Annotated in this window: 20 protein-coding genes and 3 tRNA genes; 11 read left to right on the forward strand and 12 right to left on the reverse strand. The window is 73.2% G+C overall.

From position 1 onward, the window contains the following. Positions 1-34: 34 nt before the first annotated feature. Complete coding sequence (locus tag ODJ79_RS42725) at positions 35-3,379, forward strand: BTAD domain-containing putative transcriptional regulator (protein WP_263029451.1); 3,345 nt, start codon at positions 35-37, stop codon at positions 3,377-3,379. On the opposite strand, the gene ODJ79_RS42730 is transcribed toward ODJ79_RS42725, so the two are convergent. From ODJ79_RS42730 to ODJ79_RS42750, 5 genes are all read right to left on the reverse strand, one after another. Then, a complete protein-coding gene (locus tag ODJ79_RS42730) occupies positions 3,332-4,423 on the reverse strand; it encodes a hypothetical protein (RefSeq protein WP_263029452.1) in 1,092 nt (363 codons plus the stop codon). The genes ODJ79_RS42725 and ODJ79_RS42730 overlap by 48 nt on opposite strands. A gap of 34 nt (positions 4,424-4,457) precedes the next feature. Next, the gene (locus ODJ79_RS42735) at positions 4,458-5,207 is read right to left on the reverse strand and encodes a sulfite exporter TauE/SafE family protein (RefSeq protein WP_263029453.1); all 750 of its coding nucleotides are present in this window, start codon (positions 5,205-5,207) and stop codon (positions 4,458-4,460) included. A gap of 35 nt (positions 5,208-5,242) precedes the next feature. Then, positions 5,243-5,316, reverse strand: a tRNA-Leu gene (locus tag ODJ79_RS42740). A 6-nt stretch (positions 5,317-5,322) separates the two neighbouring features. Next, positions 5,323-5,396, reverse strand: a tRNA-Thr gene (locus tag ODJ79_RS42745). A gap of 4 nt (positions 5,397-5,400) precedes the next feature. Further along, positions 5,401-5,473, reverse strand: a tRNA-Leu gene (locus ODJ79_RS42750). Between the two features lie 249 nt (positions 5,474-5,722). Between ODJ79_RS42750 and ODJ79_RS42755 the strand changes: the two genes are divergently transcribed. The 4 genes from ODJ79_RS42755 to ODJ79_RS42770 are packed head-to-tail and all read left to right on the forward strand — an operon-like array spanning position 5,723 to position 10,264. Beyond that, complete coding sequence (locus ODJ79_RS42755) at positions 5,723-6,427, forward strand: maleylpyruvate isomerase family mycothiol-dependent enzyme (RefSeq protein ID WP_263029454.1); 705 nt, start codon at positions 5,723-5,725, stop codon at positions 6,425-6,427. Positions 6,428-6,437: 10 nt separating this feature from the next. Further along, complete coding sequence (locus ODJ79_RS42760; RefSeq protein WP_263029455.1) at positions 6,438-6,737, forward strand: hypothetical protein; 300 nt, start codon at positions 6,438-6,440, stop codon at positions 6,735-6,737. Then, the gene (locus ODJ79_RS42765) at positions 6,734-8,809 is read left to right on the forward strand and encodes a bifunctional polysaccharide deacetylase/glycosyltransferase family 2 protein (protein ID WP_263029456.1); all 2,076 of its coding nucleotides are present in this window, start codon (positions 6,734-6,736) and stop codon (positions 8,807-8,809) included. The genes ODJ79_RS42760 and ODJ79_RS42765 overlap by 4 nt, the downstream gene beginning before the upstream one ends. A gap of 9 nt (positions 8,810-8,818) precedes the next feature. After that, entirely contained in the window at positions 8,819-10,264 is a 1,446-nt protein-coding gene (locus ODJ79_RS42770; protein ID WP_263029457.1) for a serine/threonine-protein kinase, read from the forward strand. Position 10,265: 1 nt separating this feature from the next. Here the strand turns inward: ODJ79_RS42770 and ODJ79_RS42775 are convergent, their stop codons facing one another. Further along, the gene (locus ODJ79_RS42775) at positions 10,266-12,062 is read right to left on the reverse strand and encodes a LamG-like jellyroll fold domain-containing protein (protein ID WP_263029458.1); all 1,797 of its coding nucleotides are present in this window, start codon (positions 12,060-12,062) and stop codon (positions 10,266-10,268) included. A gap of 199 nt (positions 12,063-12,261) precedes the next feature. Here ODJ79_RS42775 and ODJ79_RS42780 point away from each other — a divergent pair, with 199 nt between their 5' ends. The 3 genes from ODJ79_RS42780 (at position 12,262) to ODJ79_RS42790 (ending at position 14,221) form a co-directional block, all read left to right on the forward strand. Next, positions 12,262-12,708 carry a hypothetical protein gene (locus ODJ79_RS42780; RefSeq protein ID WP_263029459.1) on the forward strand — a complete coding sequence of 149 codons (447 nt, stop codon included), beginning with the start codon at positions 12,262-12,264 and terminating at the stop codon, positions 12,706-12,708. A 78-nt stretch (positions 12,709-12,786) separates the two neighbouring features. Further along, entirely contained in the window at positions 12,787-13,350 is a 564-nt protein-coding gene (locus ODJ79_RS42785; protein ID WP_263029460.1) for a helix-turn-helix domain-containing protein, read from the forward strand. Next, entirely contained in the window at positions 13,337-14,221 is an 885-nt protein-coding gene (locus ODJ79_RS42790; protein WP_263029461.1) for an SRPBCC domain-containing protein, read from the forward strand. The genes ODJ79_RS42785 and ODJ79_RS42790 overlap by 14 nt, the downstream gene beginning before the upstream one ends. On the opposite strand, the gene ODJ79_RS42795 is transcribed toward ODJ79_RS42790, so the two are convergent. After that, positions 14,173-15,621: a PLP-dependent aminotransferase family protein gene (locus ODJ79_RS42795; protein WP_263029462.1), complete on the reverse strand. Its 1,449-nt coding sequence runs from the start codon at positions 15,619-15,621 to the stop codon at positions 14,173-14,175. The two genes, ODJ79_RS42790 and ODJ79_RS42795, sit on opposite strands and share 49 nt — an antisense overlap. Between ODJ79_RS42795 and ODJ79_RS42800 the strand changes: the two genes are divergently transcribed. Continuing rightward, entirely contained in the window at positions 15,620-16,525 is a 906-nt protein-coding gene (locus ODJ79_RS42800) for a DMT family transporter (protein WP_263029463.1), read from the forward strand. The two genes, ODJ79_RS42795 and ODJ79_RS42800, sit on opposite strands and share 2 nt — an antisense overlap. On the opposite strand, the gene ODJ79_RS42805 is transcribed toward ODJ79_RS42800, so the two are convergent. The 3 genes from ODJ79_RS42805 to ODJ79_RS42815 are packed head-to-tail and all read right to left on the reverse strand — an operon-like array spanning position 16,509 to position 20,158. Further along, positions 16,509-18,014 carry a GntP family permease gene (locus tag ODJ79_RS42805; protein WP_263029464.1) on the reverse strand — a complete coding sequence of 502 codons (1,506 nt, stop codon included), beginning with the start codon at positions 18,012-18,014 and terminating at the stop codon, positions 16,509-16,511. The two genes, ODJ79_RS42800 and ODJ79_RS42805, sit on opposite strands and share 17 nt — an antisense overlap. A 39-nt stretch (positions 18,015-18,053) precedes the next feature. Next, complete coding sequence (locus tag ODJ79_RS42810) at positions 18,054-18,656, reverse strand: TetR family transcriptional regulator (RefSeq protein WP_263029465.1); 603 nt, start codon at positions 18,654-18,656, stop codon at positions 18,054-18,056. Further along, positions 18,653-20,158: an MFS transporter gene (locus ODJ79_RS42815; protein ID WP_263029466.1), complete on the reverse strand. Its 1,506-nt coding sequence runs from the start codon at positions 20,156-20,158 to the stop codon at positions 18,653-18,655. Before ODJ79_RS42815 ends, ODJ79_RS42810 begins: the two co-directional genes overlap by 4 nt. A 186-nt stretch (positions 20,159-20,344) precedes the next feature. Between ODJ79_RS42815 and ODJ79_RS42820 the strand changes: the two genes are divergently transcribed. Both ODJ79_RS42820 and ODJ79_RS42825 read left to right on the forward strand, forming a co-directional pair. After that, a complete protein-coding gene (locus ODJ79_RS42820; protein WP_263029467.1) occupies positions 20,345-20,500 on the forward strand; it encodes a hypothetical protein in 156 nt (51 codons plus the stop codon). Beyond that, positions 20,497-21,333: a PfkB family carbohydrate kinase gene (locus ODJ79_RS42825; RefSeq protein ID WP_263029468.1), complete on the forward strand. Its 837-nt coding sequence runs from the start codon at positions 20,497-20,499 to the stop codon at positions 21,331-21,333. The genes ODJ79_RS42820 and ODJ79_RS42825 overlap by 4 nt, the downstream gene beginning before the upstream one ends. Before the next feature lie 2 nt (positions 21,334-21,335). Here the strand turns inward: ODJ79_RS42825 and htpG are convergent, their stop codons facing one another. Next, positions 21,336-23,165 carry a molecular chaperone HtpG gene (gene htpG / locus ODJ79_RS42830; RefSeq protein WP_263029469.1) on the reverse strand — a complete coding sequence of 610 codons (1,830 nt, stop codon included), beginning with the start codon at positions 23,163-23,165 and terminating at the stop codon, positions 21,336-21,338. A gap of 300 nt (positions 23,166-23,465) precedes the next feature. After that, complete coding sequence (locus ODJ79_RS42835; RefSeq protein WP_263029470.1) at positions 23,466-23,771, reverse strand: hypothetical protein; 306 nt, start codon at positions 23,769-23,771, stop codon at positions 23,466-23,468. Positions 23,772-23,993 lie beyond the last annotated feature (222 nt).

Genomic DNA, 23,993 nt, shown 5'->3' on the forward strand with positions numbered 1-23,993 from the left:
CCTGCGGCGTGCGCCGGTCTCGTACCGTACGGGAATGTACGAGGCGAGGTCGGACGCCGTACGGCGCAGGTGCCGCATCCCCGGCCCGGGCCCGATCCACCTGCACCGGCCGGAGGTGCTGCGCCGGCTCGACGACGCGAGCACCCGGCCCGTGACGCTGGTCTGCGCGGGACCCGGGTACGGAAAGTCGACGCAGCTCGCCGACTGGGCGCGGGAGCGGGGCGCCGCCTGGTACACGGTCGACGACGGCGACCGGGAACCGGCCGCCCTCGCCGCCGGGCTGTTCCGGGCGCTCGGCCGCTCCCCCGCGGACCTGTACGCGCTGGCCTCGCCGGGAGCGGGCCCCGGTGCGGGCGCTCACCGAGGCGATCCGCAACACCCGCGGCCCGCTGCGGCCCAAGGACCGCAGGCCGACTGGGCGGCGACCACGGAGGCGGTGGCCGGCCGGCTCGCCGAGGCGCTGGACGGCGGCGGCGCCCGGATCCTCGTGCTCGACGAGGCCGATCGCCTGGCGGCCGGGAGCGCGGGCGCCAAGGTGCTGGAATCGTTGTGCCGTCAGGCGCCGCCCGGCCTGAGTCTGGTGCTCGCCGTCCGGGCCGACGCCCCGGTCGGTCTTGCCGGACTGCGTGGCCGCGGCCGGGTCGCCGACCTCGACGCCGCCCACCTCGCGTTCTCGCCCGCCGAGACCGCGGCTCTGCTGCGGCTCGTGCTCGGCTCAGAGTCCACTATCGACGTCGCGGCCGCCGTGCAGGGGCTCACCGGCGGCTGGCCCGGCGCCGTACGGATGCTCACCGAGGCGCTGGCCCGGGTGCCCGTCGCGCAGCGCCCCGCGTGGCTGGCGGCTCTCGACCGCCCCGGCGGCCGCCCGGTCGACGACCTGACCGGCGAGATCGTCGAGGCGTACGCCGAGCCACTGCGCGACTTGCTGCCGCTGGTCGCCGGGCTGCCCGGATTCACCGCGGGATTCTGCCGCGCGGGCGGCCTGGCGGTCTCGGAGGCGGCGCTGCGCCGGCTCGCCCGCCAGGGCCTGCTGCGGCCGCTGGAGGACGGGCTGTACGCGGTGCCACCGGTGCTGCGCGAGACGGCGGACCGGGCGGACGGGCCGGCCGCGGTGCTGGTGCGGCGTGCGGCGCTGGAGTGGTTCGTCGCCCGGGGCCGCCTGGCCGACGCGCTGCGGGTGGCGCGCGGGCTGGACCCGGGTGACGTGGCGGGCTTCCTGCACCGGCACGGCGCCGACGTGCTCGCCGCCGGGCACCCCGCGGAGGTGGCGGACGCGGTGGCGCACCTGCCCGCGGATCTGCGCGACGCCCGGCTGTACCGGCTGTCCGGGGAGAGCCGGCAGGTGCGCGGGGACTGGGCCGGCGCGCTCGCCGACCTGCGCCGGGCCGCGGCAGAAGCGGCGGCAGACAAGGATGGTCCGGCGCCGCGCAGCGCCGCCCTCGCCTGGCGGATCGCCGCCATCCACTACCTGCGCGGCGAGCTGACCGAGGCCCTCGCCGCGGTACGGGACGGGCAGTCCGACGCCGGGGCGCTCGACGCCGACCGGGCCCGGCTCGCGGGCTGGGCCGCGGCCGTGCACTGGCTGCGCCAGGAGCACGACGCGTGTCGTGCGGCGGCGGCGACGGCGCTGCGGTACGCCACGGCCGGCGGCGACGACGGCACGCTCGCGCTGGCACACACCTCCGCCGCGCTGGTGGCCGCGATGGACGGCGACGAACGGGCCAATCTCGCCCACTACCGGGAGGCCGAGCGGGCCGCCCGGCGGTGCGGCGACGTCCTGGCGCTGCTGCGCATCCGCAACAATCTCGCCTCCCGCGCGCTGGAGGAGGGGGAGTTCGCCGCGGCCGTCGAGGCGTGCGGTGAGGTGATCGGACTGGCCGAGGTCACCGGGTACGCGTCCCTCCTCGCGCTCGCCGTGCACAACCGCGGCCTCGGCTACCTCGGCCTGGGCCGGCTCGCCGAGGCGGCGGCCGACTTCGCCGCTGCCGCCGCGAGCTATCGCGACCTGGGCAGCCGGACCCTCACGTACCCGTTGATGCGACTGGCCGACATTCACCGGGTACGCGGCGAGCTGACCCGCGCCCGGCTGGGCTACGAGCAGGCGCTGTCCTACGCCCAGGAATCCGGGGACGTGCAGGGAGCGGTGCCCGCTCGGGCCGGGCTGGCGCTGGTGCTCGTCGACGAGGACCCGGAACGCGCCGAGGAACTGGCATCCGCGGCGCTGGAGCACGGGCCCGGACTGACCGAGGTGGAGGGCCGGCTCGCGGCCGGCTGGGTGGCGCTGATCCACGGCCGGCCGGTGGACGCCGCCCGCCACGCCCGGTCGGCCGAGGAGTCGGCGGGGAAGCGGCTGCGACGCGGCGGCCTGGCCGAGGCGCTGGAACTGCGGGCGCTCACCGAATCCTCGCCGTCCCGGCGGGACGCGCTGTTGGCGCAGGCCGCGGATGCGTGGCAGGCGACCGGCGCCGGGCTGGGCGCCCGCAGCAACGCCTACCTGCGGGCCCGCCTCGGCGGGGCGCCGGCCGGTGAGGCGGAGCGGGCGCTGCGCCGCGCCGGGATACCGCTCGACCGCGGTCCGCACGCCGCCGGGCCGTTGCGCTGGCTGGCCACGGCCGACGCGCCCCCGTCGGTGCGGCTGCTCACGCTCGGCGGCTTCACGCTGCTGCGCAACGGCAACCCGGTGAGCGTGGAGGAGTGGCGCTCGCGCAAGGCGCGTGACCTGGTGAAGCTGCTGGTCACCCAGCACGGCCGGATGGTCGCGCGGGAGAGCGTCGCCCAGCAGCTGTGGCCCGACGAGCCGCCGAGGCGCACCGCCAACCGGCTGTCCGTCGCGCTGTCCACCGTGCGTACCATCCTGGATCCCGGCCGGCGCTTCCCGCCGGACCACTTCGTCCTGGCCGACAAGGTGAGCATCGGGCTCGGCGCCCTCGACGTCGACGTGCTCGCCTTCCTCCGGGTCACCGGCGAGGCGCTGCGCAAAGAAGGCGGGCGGGAGGCGCTGCGCGAGGCGGCGACCGGGTACCGCGGCGACTTCCTGCACGAGGACCCCTACCTCGACTGGGCCGCCCCGCTGCGCGAGCAGGTCCGGGCCCGGTACCTGCACGTGCTGCGCACCCTCGCCGACCTCGCGCTGGCCGCGGCCGACGTGGACGAGGCGGTGGAGCATCTGCTGCGCCTGCTCGAACACGACCCGTACGACGAGCCCGCGCACCTGCGGTTGGTGGCCGTGCTGCGGGATGCGGGACGGCACGGCGAGGCAAGACGCGGGTACCGCCGCTACGTGTTGCGGATGACCGGCCTCGGCGTGGCGCCGGCCCCCTTCCCGGCGCGATCAGGCGGTGTACTCCACACCGACCAGGTTCACGTCGGCCGGGGCTGAGGTGACGATGTCGAAGCACTGCACGATCACCACCAGATCGGCCGCGACCGGCCCCCAGTCGGCCACCGTGCAGTAGCCGGCCGCGAAACCCATCGCCTCGGCGCGGACGTGCCCGCCCCAGGCACCGAGACCGGGAAACACGGCGCGGTACTGCCCTGCGCCCCGCCATTCGAGCACGGGCGTCAGTCCGGTGCTGCTGTCCCACAGCTCGGCCGGCTCGGTCGGCAGCAGCACGCCCGGCCGTCCCCAGTCGCCGCCGTACCCGCCCGCCGGCCGGTCCCCGAGCAGGTTGCCGCCGACCACGAAGGTGAACGTGAACGCGGCGTCGATCGGCCGGCCGCCGGCGTCGGTGCACTGGACGAGGTACCCGACGACCGGGTCGCCACCCTCGTTCGCCTCGTCCCACAGCCGGCAGTGCACGGCGGTGGTCCCGACCGCGGTCACCGTCATCTGCTTGCGCAGCTCCAGCCGGGCGGCCGCGTACGTGTCGTCGAGCACCTGGTACCGCCCGGCCGCCAGCCGCTCCACGGTGGCCGGCGCGCCGAAGGTGTCGGATCGGTACGCGGCCGGCGGGGTGTACGGCCCGACCGCGCCGGGATTGTCGGCGTACAGCGCGGAGTAGTACTCGGCGGCCACCGTGGTGCGCCGGGCGTAGTCGGCCAGGAACATCGAGTCGGCCGGCACCCCACCCGGGCCGAAGCAGGCCACGTGGACGACCTCGTCGGCGCCGGACGGCTTCCACGCCACCACGGTGCAGAAGGTGTTGCCCCAGCCGTACGCGACCACGTGCGCCACCCCGCCGGCGCCGCCCAGCCCGGCGAAGGTCACCGCGTACCGGCCGGTGCCGGCCCGGTGCAGGGTCACCGCCCGGCGCGCCGAGTTGAACCAGTACCCGCCGACCGGCGCGTAGTCCGGCACGGCCGGCTCGCTCGCCCACACGTACCCCCGTGCCTCTCCCCCGTCGGCCCGCGCCGGTTGCGCGGGCATCCCGGCCACCGACCCGGCGACGAGGGTCAGCGCCACCACCAGCCCTACGATCCGCATACCCGCGATCCAAGCCCGGAGCCTGAAACTGGGCTTAACCTGCTGCCTGCCACCACAGATAGCCGGCCAGGCCCAGGGCGGCCACGGCGATCGCCACCCGGAGGGGGCGCTCGGGGGTGCGGCGGACCAGCGCCGGGCCCAGCCAACTGCCCAGCAGGACCCCGGCGCCCAGGAGGACGGCGGCCGTCCAGTCGACCGGGGCGACCACGGCGTAGATCACCGCGGCGGTCAGGTTGGCGGCGCCCAGGGCGATGCTCTTCACCGCGTTGGTGACGGCGTGCGCCTCGGTGGCGGCGACCGAGAGGACGGCCAGCATGAGTACGCCGGCCGCGGCGCCGAAGTAGCCGCCGTAGACGCCGATCAGGAAGACGAAGCCGTCCAGGAGCAGGGGCGGCGGGGACCGGTGGCCGGCCCAGCGGCGGATCGGGTCGCGCAGCAGGAGGAGGGCGGCGCCCAGGGCGATCAGGGCGGGGACGATCAGCTCGAACGCCTTCGACGGGGTGGCGAGCAGCAGGCCGGCCCCGGCCAGACCGCCGGCCGCCGCCACGGCGCACAGGTGGACCAGGCGGCTTCGATGGCCGCGGAGCTCCTGGCGGGCGCCGGCGGCGGTGCCCGCGGTGCTCGCCAGCAGGGCGACCGTATTGGTGACATTCGCCGCGATCGGCGGGATGCCCACGGCCAGCAGCGCCGGGTAGCTGACCAGGGAGGCCAGCCCGGCCATGGATCCGGTCAGCCCGGCGCCGACCCCGCCGAGAGCGAGCAGGACGGCGTGGCCAGGCTGCACTCGACCACCGTAGCGGCGGCACATCGGACCCGCAGTGCCCGGGGCGCGATTCGAACGCGCACTGTCGCCGTCCTGAGCGGCGTGCCTCTACCCATTGGGCTACCCGGGCGGGTGAAGCCGGCGGCGGGACTCGAACCCGCAACCTGCCGATTACGAGTCGGCTGCACGGACCATTCGTGCTGCACCGGCACCGTGCCCTCGGCGCGATTTGAACGCGCACTGGCGACGCTCTCGACGTCGTGCCTCTGCCGTTGGGCTACGAGGGCGTGCGGGAAAAGAAAAACCGCCCGGCCCGGGAAATCGGGAGGGCGGCGCAACCGTGCCAACGTGAGCTAGCAGCGCCACCGATCGAGCAGTCGAAGAGCCTGCAGTGTCATCGTGTCTCTCCTGCTCCGGTGAATCGGTGGTGATTCACAAGGTACGGGCCGGCCCGCCGCCCGGCAACGCATTAACGGAGGCGTCCTCGCCGCGTACCCGAAAATTGCCGGCGGCGGACCGATGAGAATGACCCGCCCGTGTCGTACACCCTCCGGAGCGCGCCGACGTGGTGCGCGGAGGAGGAGCTCACGATGGACGAGGGGACGCTGCGGGAAGCCGTCGTGGCGGAGCGCCGGGAGTTGGCCGGCATGCTCGGCGAGTTGACCACGGAGCAGTGGGGGGCGCCGTCGTTGTGCGCCGGGTGGCGGGTGCGGGAGGTCGTGGCGCACATCACGATGCCATTCCGGATGTCGGTGGCGCAGTTCGGGCTGGAGATGGCGAAAGCGCGCGGGAACTTCGACCGGATGGCGGATCGGATGGCCCGGCGGGATACCGCGCGGCTGAGCGATGCACGGCTGCTGGCGAGCCTGCGGGACAACGTCGAGCATCCGTGGCGTCCGCCGGGTGGCGGAACGGCGGGGGCGCTTTCCCACGACGTCATTCACGGGCTGGACATCTCGGTGGCGCTCGGGCTGCCGAGGCGGCCGCCGGTGGAGCGGATCGGGTTGATTCTCGGCTCGATGCGGGACCGGAACGTGCGGTATTTCGGGACCGATCTGACCGGCGTACGGCTCGAGGCGACCGATCTGGATTGGCATCTCGGCGACGGTGAGCCGCTGCGCGGAAGCGCCCGCGACCTGCTGCTGGTGATCTGCGGGCGGCGCATTCCGGCGGAGTTGCTGGAGGGCACCCAGGCACCGCGGTACGCCGGCCGAAGTGCGGGCGGCGGCGACTTCTCCTAGCGTCGAGGACGTGCCCGACGAGCCTCCCATCGGTCGCGCTCCCCGGTCGCCCCGGGGCCGCGCGCGGGTGGGGCGCGCGGTCGGCAGGTCGGCGCTGCCGGAGCATGCGGTCACCGGGATCGTCCGGCAGGACCTGTCGTCGACGGATCCGATCTTCGTGGACCCGAGCGGGGCGCGGCGCCGGCGGGTGCGGCTGGTCGCGTACGCGATCGGGGTGGTCCTGCTGCTGGCACTGGCGGCGGTGTGGGCGAGTCAGCTGCTCGGGCCGGCCACTCCCCCGCCGTCGCCGCCCGTGGTCAGCGCGTCGTGACCGTCTACGGCGGCGCCGCGCCGGCGGCGAGCGAGCGGCGGGGCGGCCCACGGGTGCTGTTCGCGCTGGTGGCGTTGCTGCTGGTGGCGACCGTGGTGATCGTCCAGGGTTACACCGACGCGAGCTTCAGCCCGGACGGCACCGGCCAGGCCTCGGCGGCCAGCGGCGGCGTACCGCAGTCGGTGCTGAGCGGCGGCCCCATCATCGGGCCGGACGGCTCGCAGCGGCTGCCCACCATGACCGTCGCGCTGACCTTCGACGACGGGCCCGATCCGACCTGGACGCCGCGGATCCTGGACGTGCTGGCCCGGTATCACGTGCCGGCGACGTTCTTCATGATCGGGTCGGCGGTGGCGCGGCACCCGGAGCTGGCCCGGCGGGTCGTCCGGGAGGGGCACGAGGTCGGGCTGCACACGTTCACCCACCCGGATCTCTCGGTGCTGCCGGCCTGGCGGCGCGATCTGGAGAACTCGCAGGCGCAGCTCGCGGTCGCGTACGCCACCGGGCGGGAGACGTCGCTGCTGCGGCCGCCCTACTCCTCGACGGCGAGCGCGCTGACCGATCGGGATTACGCGGCGGTGCGGGCGGTCGGTGCCCAGGGATATGTGACCGTGCTCGACGATCTGGACAGTGAGGACTGGACCCGGCCGGGCGTCGACCGGATCCTGCGGAACGCCACGCCCCGCGGGAACGGCGGGGCGGTCGTGCTGTTCCACGACGCCGGCGGGGATCGCGCGCAGACCGTGGCGGCGCTCGACCGGCTGATCCCGGCACTGCGGGACCGCGGGTACCGGTTCGCCACGGTGACCGGGCAGCCGAACCCGGCGGCCGGGGCCGCGGAGGTCTGGCGGGGGCGGGCGCTGGCCTGGACGGTACGGGGATCGGACGGGGTGGTGCGGCTGCTCTGGCTGCTTCTGATCGTCGCCGGTGGCCTGATCGTGGTGCGCACCCTGATCCTGTTCGTGTTCGCGGTGGCGCATGCCCGGCGGCGGCGGGCGGCCACCTGGTCGTGGGGGCCGCCGGTCGATCAGCCCGTGACGATCGTGGTGCCCGCCTACAACGAGCGGGAGACGATCGGTCCGGCCGTGACCTCGATGGCCCGCTCAACATATCCGAATATTTCTGTTTTGGTGGTGGACGACGAGTCGACCGACGGCACCGCCGACGCGATCCCGCAATTCGGAAATGTCAGGACTGTTCGCATCCCCAGCGGTGGCAAGGCGCGAGCCCTCAACACCGGCACCGCCCTGGCGAACGACGACCTGGTCGTGATGGTCGACGCGGACACCGTGGTGACGCCGGACGCGGTGGACAATCTGGTCCAGCCGTTCGCCGACCCCCTGGTCGGCGCCGTCGCCGGCAACGTCAAGGTCGGCAACCGCAAGAGCCTGCTGGGCAAGTGGCAGCACATCGAGTACGTGATCGGCTTCAATCTGGACCGCCGCCTCTACGACACCTTCGGCTGCATCCCGACCGTCCCCGGCGCGCTCGGCGCCTTCCGGCGGTCCGCGCTGGCGGAGGTCGGCGGCCTGAGCACCGGCACCCTCGCCGAGGACACCGATCTGACCCTGGCCATCCAGCAGGCCGGCTGGCGGGTCGTCTACCAGGAGTCCGCGGTTGCCTACACCGAGGCCCCGGCCACCGCCGGGCAACTCTGGCGCCAGCGCTACCGCTGGAGCTACGGCACCATGCAGGCCCTCTGGAAGCACCGCCACGGCCGCTTCGGCCGCACCCGGATCACCTTCATCGCCCTGTTCAGCGTGCTGCTGCCGCTGCTCGCGCCGCTGATCGACCTGATGGCCGTCTACGGCCTGTTCTTCCTCGACCGGCAGATCACCATCATCGGCTGGCTGGCGATGCTGTTCGTGCAGACCGTGACCGCGATCCTCGCCTTCCGCCTCGACCGGGAGAGCCTGCGCCCGCTGTGGACGCTGCCCCTGCAACAGGTCGTCTACCGCCAGGTCATGTACGCCGTCCTGCTCGCCTCCGCCCTCGCCGCGCTGACCGGCCGCCGCCTGGGCTGGCAGAAGATACGCCGGACCGGAGATTTCAGCGCCGCGCCGAGTGGGTAGAGACCAGCTATGCCCCTCCCTGGACAGGTTCTCGGTGATCGATATCGGCTGGACGACCGCATCGCGGCCGGCGGCATGGGCGAGGTCTGGCGGGCCACCGACACGGTGCTCGGCCGGGACGTCGCGGTGAAGACCCTGCATGCCGGGCGGGCCGAGGACCCGGGCTTCCAGACCCGGTTCAAGCACGAGGCGCGCACGATGGCGGTGCTGCATCACCCGGGCGTCGCCGACGTGTACGACTACGGGCAGAGCGGGCCGGACGCGTACATCGTGATGGCCCGGGTCGAGGGCGAGGCGCTCAACCAGCGGATCGCGGCGAGCGGCCGGCTGACCCCGGCCGAGACGATGTCGATCGTGGCGCAGGCCGGACGGGCCCTCGAGGCCGCGCACCAGGCCGGGATCGTGCACCGCGACGTCAAGCCCGGCAACCTGATCATCCAGCCGGACGGGACCGTGGTCCTGGTCGACTTCGGGGTGGCGCGCTCGGCCGAGTCGGCCGCGCTGACCGGGGCGAAGGAGGTCGTGGGGACGGCGCTCTACATCGCACCGGAGCAGGTCTCCAGGGACAAAACCGGGCCTTCGGCTGATGTGTACGCGTTGGGCTGCGTCGCCTATCACTGCCTCGCCGGGCACCCGCCGTTCATGGCGGACAGCCCGATCACCGTCGCCCTGCAGCACCTGCGGGAGGAGCCGCCCCCGCTGCCGGGGGACGTGCCGCCGCCGGTGCGAACGCTGGTGGAGACGGCGATGGCGAAGGACCCGTCGCGCCGGTTCTCGTCCGCGGCGGCGATGGCCGAGGCGGCGGAGCTGGCCTCGGCGGGCGCGGCCACGACCGCGATCCTGGCGGCGACCACGACGACCCGGCCCGCCGTCCCGGTCGTCGCGGCCGGCTCGAACACCGCCGCCGTCCCGCCCGGCTCGCACACCGCCGTCCTCCCAGCCTTTTCCGACCTGCCGGACAAGCCGGGAAACCGCGGCCGCATGCTCCTGCTGACGGCCGCCGCCCTGGTGGTGCTGGGCACCCTGGCGACGGTGCTGGCCCTCGCCCACCCCGGCGGGCTCTTCCCCGGCTCGAAGACCCCACCCGCGGCCAGCACCAACGTCTCCCCGTCGGCTCCGGCCCAGCCGACGCAGCGCGGCTCGCACCGCCCGACCACCAGGGCCACCCGGCAGAACGCCGCCACCACCGGCGCGCAGACCACCGCACCCACCCCGAGCCGGGAGCCGACCACCAGGGCGACCACCACCACACCGCCGCAGACCGAGACCACCACCACGGCCGCCACCACCGCGCCGGTGCAGGACGCGACCACCGCCACCACCACCGCGGCCGCGGACGGCAACGGCTCCGGCGCTGGTTCCGGTGGCGGCGGCTCCGCCGGCGACGGCGGCGGCTCCGGTGGCCCCGGCGGCGGCTCCGGTGGCGGCGGCGATGGCCAGGGAGGTACCGGATAAATCAGCCGATGTGGATCCAGACGTCGTCGATGCTGCCGTGGAACTGGTCGTTGTCCGCGCCCGCGCCCTTGCCGCCCACGCTGAACGGCCGGGTCGACGAGACCGACAGGGTCGCCGGCACCGCCGCGCTCGCCTGCATCTGACCGTCGACCAGGATCGACAGCGTCGGCCCGGTCCGGCGGCACTCGACCGTGTGCCACTTGCCGTCCGCGATCGACTGCCGGCTGCGCGCCAGGTGCAGCGCCTTCTCACCGAGCCCGCTCATCCCGCAGCTGGGCTTGCCGGACACCCCGTCCACCTGGAGCTTGTACTGCCCGCCCCCGGTCGAGTACCCCTTCTGCAGCACGTTCTCGCCGCTCGCCGTCTCGGCCGGGGCGAGCAGCACGTTCGCCCCGTACCGCAGCGGCTTGGTCCCGGGGTTGAGGTCGGGGGTGTCCGCCGCCTGCAGGACCAGGCGCGGGCAGGCCGCCCCGGTGCACTTGGGCGGGAAGGTCAGCGCCTGCCCGGTCCCGTGCGCGGTCAGCGTGATCTTGCTGCCGTTGCGCAGCATGGCCCGCAGCAGGTGCCCGTGACCCGACCCGTCGTCGAAGGTGCCGTCCGCGATCGTGGTGTCGAAGTTGTACGAGGCCACGTAGTCCCCGGTGAGCGTGTCCTTCTCCAGGAACGTGGTGGCGCCGTCGAACTGCGCGTATCGCTTGCGGATCAGCCCGCCGACCGTGGTGAAGTCGCCGACCGCGCTGACCGCGCCCAGGGCCGGGCTGACCGCGAGCTGCCGGGTGCCGGCCACGCCGTTGGCCTTGGGCGACCAGTCGAGCAGGTTGCCCTGGCTGTCGACCGCGGCGAGCTTGCCGCGCGGCACCGAGCCGTCGGTGCAGGTGCCCTTGATTCCGTTGTTCGAGGTGGTGCAGGCCCGGTCGAAGTGCCCGCCGACGTAGGTGACGCCGCCCAGCTCGGCGATCGCCTGCGCGTCGCCGTCGAAGACCCGGGTCCAGCGGGTGGCGCCGCCCTTGGTGTAGGCGATCGCCCGGCCGCCCTGGCCGCCGAGGGCGGCATAGACCCCGGAGTCGTCCGCGGCCAGCGCGAACACCTGCGACACCGGCTTCGGCAGAAAACCCTTGTCGAGTACGCCGTCGACCGGGTCGACGGCGCTGAGCCGCAGGCTCGACCGCATCCCGTCGATCTGGTGGAAGGAGCCGCCGAGGTAGACCCGGTCGCTGGTGAACGCCAGCGCGTTGACCCGGTCGTCCGCGCTCGGCGCCCAGTCCCAGTCGAGAGCGCCGGTGGCCAGGGAGAACGCGGCCAGGTTGTCGCGCGGCACGCCGTCGACCGAGACGATCCGGCCGGCCAGGTAGAGGCGGCCGGCGCCGGTGACGAGCGCGTCGGGCTGGCCGAGGACGGCGTGCCGCATCCGGGTGGTCTGGCCGCTGATCGCGTCGACGCCGGCCAGCGCGTCCCGGATGTCTCCGTTGATCGTGTGGAAGTCGCCGGCCGCGTAGACGGTGCGGCCGTCCACGGCGAGGGCCCGGACGTTCGCGTCGGCGCTCGGCGCCCACGGCAGCAACGCGCCGGTCCTGGCGTCGAACGCGGCCAGCCGCGACCGTGCCACGTTCTTGCCGTTGACGTTGGCGTTGGTGAAGCTGCCGCCGACGTAGACGGTGCCACCGCGGTAGGCGACCGCGTAGATCGGGCCGTTGAACGACGGCGAGGTGGCCGGGTTCGGCGAGACCACCTCGGCGACAGCGACGCCACCGGCCGCGACCAGCATCGTGGACACGCCCGCGATCAGCGCCCGCCGCACGACCGGTTTACCGCTTATTGGCAACTTGAGCACATTGCACGCAACGGCGTTCCCGCCGCGGAAGATGTGTCGCCTATCGAGTGGCAAATCGGACTGAACGGGCCAACCCCGGGACAAATCATCGGAGAGGTTCAATATCGCGGGCGCCGGGAAACTATGCTTGCCGAACGCGTACGCCGGAAGCAGAGGGAGAAACGCCGTGCCGCATCGCCGCCTCGCCGCCCTGCCGCTCGTCCTGCTGGCGACGGCGACGCTCGCCGCCGGTTGCGCGATCGAGATCTCGCCGGACTCGAAGATTCCGACGCCCTTCAGCGTGGCGCCGACCCCGTCGGCCTCGGCCGGCGTGCCGAAATATGTGTGCACGGCGGCATACAAGATCCTCACCGACGGCGCGGTGAGTCTGGCGGAGGGACTGACCGCCTCCGGCGACAGGCAGCGGCAGCGCCTGCACGACTCGCTGACCGACATGGCCACCAAGCTGACCGCCGAGGCCGCCCGCACCCCCGACGTGCCGCTGCAGGAGGCGCTGACCGCGGTGGCCGCCGACCTGACCGCGGGCGCGCAGCAGGCCGACCCGAAGGCGTACGTGAACGGCGGTTTCCAGGTGGTCGGGCAGAAGCTCGACCCCGCCTGCGACAAGGTCTGAGACAACCGGCATCGGAGCCTGATCCTCGTCCGCGGCCCATTGACAAAGAATTCTTTTACGTAAAGACTGATTTTCGCTATGAGAGATGTCGTCTACCTCGACCGGCTCGAGCAGGCCGAGGCATTGCTCAAGCCGCAGCGGATCGAGGTGCTGCGGCAGCTCGCCGAGCCCCGCTCGTGCACCGAGGTGGCCGTCGAGCTCGACCAGACCCCGCAGCGGGTCTATTACCACGTGAAGCGCCTGCTGGAGGCCGGCCTGCTCCGGCAGGTGGCCGAGCGCCGGGTGCGCGGCATCCACGAGGGGATCTACCAGGCCGCCGGCCGGTCCTACTGGCTGTCCCCGAGCCTGGTGGGCCGGATCGGGCTGCGTCAGACCCGCGACCGGCTCAGCCTGGGCTACCTCGTCGACCTGATGGAGGACGTGCAGGCCGAGGTCGCCGCGCTCGACCGCACCCGGCCCAGCCTGCCGTCGATCGGCGTGTCCGGCGAGATCCGGGTGCGCCCCGAGCAGCGCAAGGCGTTCCTCGACGAGTTGCAGCAGACATTGCAGGACCTGTTCACCCGCTACGGCGGCGCCGAGGGCGACGCGTTCCGCCTGGCCGTCGCCTGCTACCCGAAGGGAGATCCCGATGACCGAGCCTGACCTGCGCCTGCGCGCGGTGGTTCCGGCCTCGCCGCAGGTCGCCTACGAGGCACTGACCGACCCGGCCGCGCTGCGCGTCTGGCTGGCCGAGCACGCCGAGGTGGACCTGCCCGGCAGGTACGAGTTCTGGGGCCGGTTCACGCCGGACGGCGCCGAGCCGCACCAGCGCGTGCTGCACGTGGACGAGCGCACCATCCGGTTCGCCTGGACCGTCGACGGTGTCGAGTCCACGGTGCAGTTCGAGCTGGCCGAGGACGAGGACGGCACGCTGGTCACGCTGACCCAGAGCGACCTGCCGAGCTTCGAGGAGGTGCTGGCCGACAAGGCCGGGGCCCGCGGCGCGCTGCACACGTTCTGGTCGCTGGCGATCGCGAACCTGGCCGACTATCTGGCCGGCCGGGAGCTGACGCCCCGCTGCGACTTCACCTCGGCGCAGCTGCGCGCCTCGGTGGTGATCGACGCGACGCCGGAGCGGGTGTTCGACTCGATGACCCAGGCCGAGCAGTTCCACCAGTGGTTCGGCGCCAACGTGGACATCGAGCCGTACGTGGGCGGCCGGTTCGCGATGGGCGGGTTCGATCTGGACCCGGGCGGCGCCAAGTTCGTCGAGTTCGAGCCGGGCCGCAAGGCGACGCTGCGGTACGCCGACGGCATGCTGGACAGCTGGGAGCTGGCCGGCTCGGACGGCAAGACCCGGCTCACCGTGGTGCAGAGCGGGTTCGACCCGGCCAACCCGCCGTACCCGGGCTGGGCCGGCTGGCTGGGCGGCCTCGCCGCGCTGCGGCGTTACCACGAGCTGCCGGGGCGGCGCACGATCTGGCGTCAGATCCAGGTGGCCGGCGTCCCGGAGGGCATGTTCGCCATCGAATGACCGGCGCAGCGGTCGAGGGCCCGGGCGAGGCGGCGGACCGCCTCGTCCATCACCTCGGGCGGGGCCGCCGCGTAGGTGAGCCGGAGGTAGGCGCCCGGGGGCTCGGCCGCATGCCACGGGCGGCCCGGGAAGACGACGACGCCTTCGGCGGCGGCCGCGGCGGTGACCTCGACGTCGTCCAGGCCCGCCGGCAACGGCGCCCACAGGTGCAGGCCGCCGCGGGGCACGATCGCCGGCACCAGGGCGGGCAGGTGTCGTCGCAGGGCCGTCAGAAGGGCCGATCGGCGCTCGCGGAGGGCGGTGCGCAGCGCTCGGCGGTGCCGGGCCCAGGCGGGCGCGGTCAGGACCTCGAGGGCGGCCTGCTGCAGCGGGCCGGCCACGAAGAAGTCGTCGAGCAGGCGGGCCGCCCGCAGCCGGGCGCCGGCCGGTCCGCGGGCGCCGATCGCGGCGATGCGCAGGCCGGGGGCGGCCGACTTGGTCAGCGAACGCAGGTGGACGACGTGGCCGTCCGGGTCGTCGGCGGCCAGCGGGGGCGGGGCGTCGCCGTCGATGGTCAGGTCGCGGGCGTAGTCGTCCTCGATCAGGAACGCGTCGGCCGAGCGTACGGCGGAAAGGACCGCGGCCCGGCGGCCGATCGCCAGGCTGGCGCCGGTCGGGTTGTGGTACAGCGGCTGGCAGTAGAACAGACGCGCCCCGGTGCGGGCGAAGGCCGCCGCCAGCTGCGCGGGCAGCACCCCGTCGGCGTCGGCCGGCACCGGCACGACCCGCAGGCCGGCGGCCCGGGCGGCGGCGAGCGCCCCCAGATAGGTGGGCGACTCGACCAGCAGCGTGTCGCCGGGCGCGGCCAGCGAGCGCAGCGCCGACGAGAGCGCCGCCTGGCCGCCCGGACAGATCACCATGTCGTCCGCGCGCAGGCCGCCGCCCGCCGCGCGGGCGAACCAGGCGCGCAGATCGGCCCGGCCCTCGACCGGCCCGCGCTCCCAGGACGCGGGCTGCCGGGCCGCCCGGGCCAGCGCGGCGCCGAGCGCGGCGGTCGGCTGAAGGTCGGGGTGCAGGTAGCCACCCGACAGCGGGATGGCCCCGGCCGGCGGTAACGCCAGTAGCGCCTGCATGTCGGCCGAGCCGCCGGGCTGGGCGCCGAGCGCCACCGTCTGCCAGGACAGGTCGGGTGCCGGGCTCGGCCCGCTCGCCCGGGGCGCGACGAAGGTGCCGATCCCGGACCGCGTCTCGAGCACGCCCGACGCGGCGAGCTGCCGCACCGCGGCCGCGACGGTAACCGGTGACGCGTGGTGCCGGGTGCACAACGACCGCACCGACGGCAGCCGCGCGCCGGGCGCCAGGCCGTCGGCCAGCGTACGCAGATCTTGGATAACACGAGCGACTGCGTTACTGTCATCCATGACGGCACAGAGTAGCGCTACCGCGCCACGAACGGTAACAGTCAGTGGGCTCGCCCTCGGCGCGCTGGGCGTTCTCGCGTTCAGCATGTCCCTGCCGGCCACCCGGGTCGCCGTGCACGAGCTGGACCCGTGGTTCGTCGCCTTCGGCCGCGCGGTCGGCGCCGCGCTGCTCGCCTGGGGCTATCTCCGGCTCACCGGCGCGCCCCGGCCGGCCGCGACGACCTGGCGGCGGCTGTCCGTCGTCGCGCTCGGCGTGGTGGTCGGCTTCCCGCTGTTCACCTCGCTCGCGCTGACCAGCGAGACGGCGGCCCACGGCGCGGTGGTCGTCACCGTGCTCCCGGCGCTGACGGCGATCTTCGCGGTGCTGCGCGCCGGCGAACGTCCACGCCCGGCGTTCTGGGCGGCCAGCGCCGGCGGCGTGCTCGCGGTGCTGACCTTCCTGATCACCAGCGGGGCCGTGCACGGCAGACTGAGCGCGGCGGACCTCTACCTGCTGGCCGCCGTCGTGCTCTGCGGGCTGGGCTACGCCGAAGGGGGCGCGCTGGCCCGGGAGCTGGGCGGCGCCCGTACCATCTGCTGGTCTTTGATCTTGGCGCTTCCGGCCACGCTGCCGATCGCGCTGGTTGCGGCGTTCCGGCACCCGCCCGCCGCGGGCGGCGAGGCCTGGGCCGGGTTCGGCTACGTCACCGTGGTCTCGATGTTCCTCGGCTTCTTCGCCTGGTACGCGGGCCTCGCGCGGGGCGGCATCGCCCAGGTCGGGCAGATCCAGCTGGCTCAGCCGCTGCTCACCCTAATCTGGTCGGCGCTGCTGCTCGGCGAGGCGGTGACCCCGGCGTCGATCGTCGCGGCGCTGGCGGTGCTGGCCTGCGTGGCGTTGCTGCAGCGGGTCAAACCACGAGGCTGAGCAGGAACACGCAGATCCCGCCGACCACCGAGATGATCGTCTCCATCACCGACCAGCTCTTGATGGTCTGGCCGACGGTCATCCCGAAATACTCCTTGACCAGCCAGAACCCCGCGTCGTTCACGTGCGAGAAGAACAGCGACCCGCACCCGATCGCCAGCGCCAGCAACGACACCGTCGGCTTGTCGAGGGTGGTCGCCAGCGGCGCCACGATGCCCGCCGCGGTGATCGTGGCGACGGTCGCCGAGCCGGTCGCCAGCCGGATGCCGACCGCGACGAGCCAGCCCAGCAGCAGCGCATTGAGGTGCGCGTCCTTGGCCGCCTCGGCGACCACGTTGCCCACCCCGGCGTCGACCAGCACCTGCTTGAAGCCGCCGCCCGCGGCCACGATCAGCAGGATGCCGGCGATCGGCGGCAGCGACCCGCCGAGCACCGCGTTGGTCTCCCGGCGGTCCATGCCCGCCCGCTTGCCGAGCGTCCACATGGCCACCAGCACGCCGAACAGCAGCGCCACCGGCGGGTTGCCGAGCACGTCGAGCGCGGTGCGCAGGTGGTTGCCCTTCGCCAGGGTCAGCTCGCCGACGGCCCGGGCCAGCATCAGCACGATCGGCAGCAGCACGGTCAGCACGGCCGGCCAGAAGCCGGGAGTCACCCGGCGGCCGGACTCCTCGGGCCGAGCGACCGGGTCGAGCCGGTCGGGCCGGTCGAGCCGCTCGGGCCGGTCGAGCCGCTCGGGCCGGTCGAGCCGCTCAGGCGGTCCCGGCCGGTCGTAGTCCTCGGAGCCGGGAACCGTAGCGGCGGAGACGGCCGCCCCTTCCAACAGCGCCGGCACCTCGACCGGCACCCGCTTCGCGATGAAGTTCCCGAAGATCGGACCGGCCACGATCACCGTCGGGATCGCGCAGACCAGGCCGAACAGGAGCGTCAGGCCGAGATCCGCGTTCAGGCTGGAGATCGCGACCAGCGGCCCCGGGTGCGGCGGCACCAGCCCGTGCAGGACCGAGAGGCCGGCCAGCGCCGGGATCCCGATCCGCAACAGCCCGATGTCGGTACGCCGGGCCACCAGCAGCACGATCGGCACCAGCAGCACCACGCCCACCTCGAAGAACAGCGGCAGCCCGACCAGCGCCGCCACGCCCGCCATCGCCCACGGCAGGGCCGACCCGGAGACCCGCGTGACGATCCGGTTGACGATCCCGTCGGCGCCGCCGGACTGGGCCAGCAGCGCGCCGATCATCGAGCCGAGGGCGATCAGCAGGCCGACGCTTCCGGTCGTGCTCCCCAGGCCGTTGGTGAACGAGGTGACCGTGTCGCCCGGCGACGCGCCGGCGACCAGCCCGAGCACCCCGGAGCCGATGATGAGCGCGAGGAACGGATGGAACTTCGCCCAGGCGATGAGCACGACGACGGCCGCGATGGCGAGCACCGCGGCGAGCACGAGTTGAGTCTTCCCGGCGTGCGTGATGGCCTCGGCGGCGAGGGGAATCATGCGTGCGCGGATACCCCTCGCGCGTGACTTTCAATCTGATCAGCGGAGCTTGACCTCGTGCTCCAGCATCTCCAGCGCGGCCTCGACCTCGGCGAAGTCGGCCGGATCGAAGTCGCCGTCCCGGCCGCCCGGCGGGACGATGGCCAGCACCACGCCGATCAGCGCCCCCGCGACCACCCGGGATTTCCGGTCGTCGGGCGGCAGACCCTCGCGCTCGGCGAGCGCCGCCGCCAGCATGTCGATCGCGCTGACCGTCTGGTGCATCGCCCGCGCCCGCAGCTCCGGGACGGTCTGGTAGATCTTCTGCCGGCGACGCTCGCTCTCCCACTCGTCGGGGCCGAGGTTGAGAAAGACCTCCCGCATGGCGTTGACCAGCGCCCGGACCGGGGGCGTGCCGGGCGGCTGCGCCTTGATCGCCGCGACGATCAGCGGGTCGTAGTCGTCGATGAGGATCACGTCTTCCTTGGTGGGGAAGTACCGGAAGAACGTGCTCTGCGAGACCTCGGCCGCCTCCGCGATCTGGTCCACGGTGGTCGCCGCGTACCCCTGCTCCTCGAACAGGCGCATCGCGTGGTCGCGGATGGCGGCCCGGGTCTTCGCCTTCTTGCGCTCGCGCAACCCGGCCGGCAGGGACGAGGTCATAGGCTCGATTCTGCCAGCACCCGGCGTTCTCCCTCCATCGGCGCGGCCGGGCTGTGGCCCGGCAGCAGGACCAGCGCGAGGATTGCCCCGGCCCCGGCGACAGCGGCCGCGACCAGCAGGGAGACGTCCATGCCGTGGGTGAAGGCGGTCTGTACCGCGTGCAGCAGGCCCGGGTCGTGCGCGGTCGCCTCGACGCCGGCCGCCGCGCTCTGCCGCGCCACCGGCGGCGCGGCCGGGGGCAGGTGGTCCCGGTACGCGCCGGCCAGCACCGTACCCAGGATCGCGACGCCGATCGCGCCGCCGACCTGGCGCATCGCCTGGAGCAGCCCGTTGCCGACGCCGCTGCGCTGCGGGGTCAGCGCGCCGAGCGCCACGTCCATCGACGGCGGCATGGTGAAGCCGAGCCCGATGCCGGCCACCGTGATCCAGGCGGCGACGAAGCCGTAGCCGCTGCCCGCGCCGGTCCGGCTGCCGACCACCATCGCCGCGGTGATCAGGGCGAGGCCGAAGGCCACCACCAGGCGATGACCGGCGCGGGCGGCGAGCTTCTCGGCCGTACGGGCGCCGACCAGCAGGCCGCCGATCACCGGGAGCAGGCGCAGGCCCGAGCCGAACGCGTCCTGGCCGCCGACCGCGGAGAAATACTGCGGCAGGGCGAACAGCAGGCCGAGCATGGCGAAGCTGGCCAGGGTTGCGAGCACGGCGCCACCGGTGAACGCCCGCGACCGGAACAGATCGAGGTCGACCAGGGCGGCCCTGGCCTTGCGCTGCCACCCCGCGAACGCGGCCAGCAGCACCGCGCCGCCGATCATCGTGCTCAGCGAGCGGGCGTCGCCCCAGCCGCGGTCGCCGGCCTCGATGATCCCGTAGGTCAGCGCGACCAGGCCGGCCGCGGAGAGCAGCACGCCGAGCGGGTCGAAGCGGCGGGTCCGGTCACCGTGCGACTCGGGAACCCAGAGGGCGACCGCGATCAGGGCGAGGGCGACCAGCGGGACGTTGATCAGGAATACCGAGCCCCACCAGAAGTTGTCCAGCAGCCAGCCGCCCAGCAGCGGGCCGAGCGGGATGCCCAGCGCGCTCGCGGTGAGCCAGACCGAGAGCGCCTTCGACCGGTCCCGTTCGTCGAACAGCACGGTGAGCACGGCGCCGGAGAGCGGCATGAGCACGGCCGCGCCCAGCCCGAGGATCGAGCGGGCGGCGATCAGCTGGCCGGCGCTCGCCGCCCAGGCGCACGCGGCCGACGCCGCGCCGAACACGAACAGGGCGCCGAGCAGCAGCTTCTTGCGACCGAAGCGGTCGCCGAGCATGCCGGCCGGGAGCAGCACGGCCGCCAGGACCAGCAGGTAGGCGTTCGTGAACCACTGCAGATCGCCGGTGGAGGCGTGCAGGTCACGGCTCAGCGTGGGCAGGGCGACGCTGAGGATCGTGGTGTCGAGCCCGATGGCGAGGGTGCTCAGGGCCAGGGCGGCCAGCGCGTACCAGCGCATTGTGGAAGTAGCCATATTTTGAGAGTAGCTCTCACTTCATAGCTGCTGTCAAGTTGTGGCGGCGCGAGGCTATGCTGCTGGTACCGGAAGGCTCGTGACCCGTTCGGTATCACGCCGCGCGGGTGAAGGTCCGGGAATCACGTGCCCCGGCATGACACGATCATGTAGGCAGACGTGACCTGGTCGCGGAAGGGGGCCGGCATGAAGAAGGTAATCGGCTGGATCCTGCTCATCCTCGTGATCTTCTACATCGGCACCAGCCCAGGGCCGGCGGCGGACATCGCCCACAGCATCGGGGACTTCATCGCGGAGGCGTTCCGGGGAATCGGGTCGTTCTTCCATCAGCTCGTGACGTGACCCGGATCCTCTGCGCGGGGCTGGCCACGGTGGACCTGGTCTACCGGGTCGACCGGGTGCCCGGCGTGGACGAGAAGGCGCAGGCGACCGCCTTCGCCGTGGCGGCGGGCGGGCCGGCGGCCAACGCCGCGGTGACGGCCGCCGCGCTGGGCGCGGAGGTCACTTTGGTCACCGCGGTCGGCACCCATCCGCTGGGCTCGCTGATCCGGGCCGATCTGACCTCCTTCGGCGTACGGATCATCGACGCGTCCCCGGATTCGTGCGCACCGCCACCGGTCTCGGCGATCACGGTGCTGGCGGGCACCGGCGAGCGCACCATCGTCAGTCGCAACGCCGGCGACGTGGCGGTGGCCGTACCCGATGGGGGTTTGCCCGATGCGGACCTGACCCTGGTCGACGGGCATCATCCGGCGCTGGCGGTGGCGGCGGCCCGCGGCGCGCGCCGGCTGCTGGTCGATGCGGGCAGCTGGCGTCCGGTGTTCGCGGAGATCCTGCCGTACGCCGAGGTGGTCGCGGCCTCGGCGGCGTTCCGGCATCCGGCGGCGACGGCACCGACCGACGCGGCACTGGCCGCGGCGATCGACGCGCCGCACGTGCTCGTCACGCACGGGCCGGACCCGGTGCGGTGGTTCAGCGGCGACCGGTCCGGCGAGGTACCGGTGCCGCCGGTCACGGCGGTCGACACGGCCGGTGCGGGCGACGTGTTCCACGGGGCGCTGGCGGTCGCGCTGGCCGGCTCCGCAGATCTACCGGACTGCATCGCGTTCGCCGCGAAGGTGGCCGGTGTGCGCGTCACCCATGAAGGGCCGCGAGACTGGCTCGCGGCCCTCTGACCTCAGACCGTGCGAGCCAGCCGATCCGCCAGCAGCTTCGCGAACCGGGCCGGGTCGTCCAGGTCGCCGCCCTCGGCCAGCAGCGCCGTCCCGTACAGCAGCTCCGCGGTCTCCGGCAGCGCCGGGTCGTCCGCGTCCCGCTCGTGCGCCGCCCGCAGCCCGCCGACCAGCGGATGGTGCGGGTTGAGCTCGAGGATCCGCTTGACCCGCGGCCCCTCCTGGCCCATCGCCCGGTACATCTTCTCCAGCGTCGGCGTGATGTCGTCGGCGTCGCTGACCAGGCAGGCCGCGCTGGTGGTGAGCCGGTGCGAGAGCCGGACCTCCTTGACGTTCTCCTCGAGCGAGCCCTTGAGGAAAGTCAGCAGCGAAGCGAAGTCACCCTCCGGCTCCGGCTCGTCGGCGTCCTTCGGCAGGTCCACCGACCCGCGCGCGACCGACTGCAGCTTCTTGCCGTCGTAGTCGGGCACCGCCTCGACCCAGATCTCGTCCACCGGGTCGGTGAGGATCAGCACCTCGTACCCCTGGGCCTGGAACGCCTCCATGTGCGGCGAGTTCTCGACCTGCGACCGCGACTCCCCGGTCAGGTAGTAGATCTCCTCCTGACCCTCCTTCATCCGCTCGATGTAGGCGGCCAGCGTGGTCGGTTCCGTGCCGCCGGTGGACGAGAAGGTCGCCACGTCCAGGATCGCCTTCTGGTTGTCCGGGTCGTTGAGCAGGCCCTCCTTGAGCGCGCGGCCGAACTCGCGCCAGAACGTCGCGTACTTCTCCGGGCTGTTGTTGAGCAGGTCCTTGATGGTCGAGAGGACCTTCTTGACCAGCCGCCGCCGGATCATCTGGATGTGCCGGTCCTGCTGCAGGATCTCGCGGGAGATGTTCAGCGACAGGTCGGCCGCGTCCACCACGCCCTTGACGAAGCGCAGGTAGTCCGGGATCAGCTCCTTGCTGTCGTCCATGATGAAGACGCGCTTGACGTACAGCTGGAGCCCGCGCCGCGCGTCCCGCTGGAACAGGTCGTGCGGCGCCCGGGACGGCAGGAAGAGCAGCGCCTCGTACTCGAACGTGCCCTCCGCCCGCATGTTGATGATCTCGAGCGGGTCACTCCAGTCGTGGCTGATGTGCCGGTAGAACTGGTGGTACTCGTCGTCGGACACCTCCGAGCGCGGCCGCGCCCAGAGCGCCTTCATCGAGTTCAGCGTCTCCTCGCCCATCCTGATCGGGAAGGAGATGAAGTCCGAGTACCGCTTGACGATCTCTTTGATCTTCCAGGCGTCCGCGTAGTCGAAGAGCGCGTCCTCCTCGTCCTTCGGCCGCAGGTGCACGGTCACGCTGGTGCCGACCGGCGCGTCCGGGGCGTCGTCGATCGTGAACGTGCCCTCCCCCGCCGACTCCCACCGCGTGCCGTGCCCCTCGGTGCCGGCCTTGCGGGTCACCAGGTCGACCTTGTCCGCAACCATGAACGTCGAGTAGAACCCCACACCGAACTGCCCGATCAGCTCCGGCGACTCCTTGGCCTCCTTGATCTTGGCCAGCAGCTCGGCCGTCCCCGACTTGGCGATCGTCCCGATGAGCTCGACGACCTCCTCACGCGTCATCCCGATGCCGTTGTCCCGCACCGTCAGCGTCCGCGCCTCGGTGTCCGCCTCGAGCTCGATGTGCAGGTCGGAGGTGTCCGCCTCAAGCCCGTCCTGAAGCACCGCAAGCCGCAGCTTGTCCAGCGCGTCAGAGGCGTTCGAGATCAGCTCCCGCAGGAAGATGTCCTTGTTCGAATAGATCGAATGGACCATCAACTGCAGCAGCTGCCGCGCCTCAGCCTGAAACTCCAACGTCTCCATTCCGCACTCCCGTTCGCCGCCTACATTCGCCTTCGCATGCTATGACCCCAGGGTCACCGCCCGATCACCCACCTCACCCCCAAAACCACGAAGACGTACGCGCGAGCACCAGTCCCCGGTGAGCCGGACCGGCCAGGCGTTCCGGCCGGGCCGTCGCCTGCTGCCGGGTTGTCCTGCAGCCTTCCGCTTACCCCCGGGCACGACGGCTCGCTCACTCGCCCGCTCACGCCCGCTCACGCCCACTCGCGCACGAAGGGGCCGCGCGCGGTGCTCCGCGCGCGGCCACAAGGAAGAGATCGATCAGGCCCCGCGGTATCCGGGGATCTGACGCCGCTGGCTGGCGCTGGCCACCCAGTGCCCGATGTCGAGCAGCCCGGCGATGACCACCCAGAACCAGCCCCACCCGGTGAGCCCGATCCCCGGCGTGTAGAGCACCACGTAGATCAGCGTCGCGAACGGCAGGAAGATGATGCCGATCAGCGGCATGATCCAGGTGCTGAAGGCGGCGTCGACCAGCACCGGCCGAGCGACCCAGATGATGAAGAGCGCCAGCCGGGGAAAGACCCCCGCGAACAGCGCGAACAGACAGCCCACGTCGCCACCCACCCTCCGATTCGAATGGCGTGATCGTCGCGCCGAACCGTCCACCCAGTCGTCACCCCGCCGGGATGATTGCCGCCCCCGGTTTCCCGGCGTCGCCGTCGTCCGCCCCCGCACTCCCCGCCTCAGCCACCCCCGCGCTCCCGGCCTCCGCCGCCCCCGCACTCCCCCCCCCCCCCCCCCCCCCCCCCCCCCCCCCCCCCCCCCCCCCCCCCCCCCCCCCCCCCC

It is taken from the genome of Actinoplanes sp. KI2, assembly GCF_025630775.1.
Classification (GTDB): Bacteria; Actinomycetota; Actinomycetes; order Mycobacteriales; family Micromonosporaceae; genus Actinoplanes.

Excerpts from the sequence above, each read along its gene's own strand:
- ODJ79_RS42725 (WP_263029451.1), top strand. The coding sequence starts at position 35 with ATGTACGAGGCGAGGTCGGACGCCGTACGGCGCAGGTGCCGCATCCCC.
- ODJ79_RS42730 (WP_263029452.1), bottom strand. The coding sequence starts at position 4,423 with ATGCGGATCGTAGGGCTGGTGGTGGCGCTGACCCTCGTCGCCGGGTCG.
- ODJ79_RS42770 (WP_263029457.1), top strand. The coding sequence starts at position 8,819 with ATGCCCCTCCCTGGACAGGTTCTCGGTGATCGATATCGGCTGGACGAC.
- ODJ79_RS42785 (WP_263029460.1), top strand. The coding sequence starts at position 12,787 with ATGAGAGATGTCGTCTACCTCGACCGGCTCGAGCAGGCCGAGGCATTG.
- ODJ79_RS42790 (WP_263029461.1), top strand. The coding sequence starts at position 13,337 with ATGACCGAGCCTGACCTGCGCCTGCGCGCGGTGGTTCCGGCCTCGCCG.
- ODJ79_RS42800 (WP_263029463.1), top strand. The coding sequence starts at position 15,620 with ATGACGGCACAGAGTAGCGCTACCGCGCCACGAACGGTAACAGTCAGT.
- ODJ79_RS42795 (WP_263029462.1), bottom strand. The coding sequence starts at position 15,621 with ATGGATGACAGTAACGCAGTCGCTCGTGTTATCCAAGATCTGCGTACG.
- ODJ79_RS42805 (WP_263029464.1), bottom strand. The coding sequence starts at position 18,014 with ATGATTCCCCTCGCCGCCGAGGCCATCACGCACGCCGGGAAGACTCAA.
- ODJ79_RS42810 (WP_263029465.1), bottom strand. The coding sequence starts at position 18,656 with ATGACCTCGTCCCTGCCGGCCGGGTTGCGCGAGCGCAAGAAGGCGAAG.
- ODJ79_RS42815 (WP_263029466.1), bottom strand. The coding sequence starts at position 20,158 with ATGGCTACTTCCACAATGCGCTGGTACGCGCTGGCCGCCCTGGCCCTG.
- ODJ79_RS42820 (WP_263029467.1), top strand. The coding sequence starts at position 20,345 with ATGAAGAAGGTAATCGGCTGGATCCTGCTCATCCTCGTGATCTTCTAC.
- htpG (WP_263029469.1), bottom strand. The coding sequence starts at position 23,165 with ATGGAGACGTTGGAGTTTCAGGCTGAGGCGCGGCAGCTGCTGCAGTTG.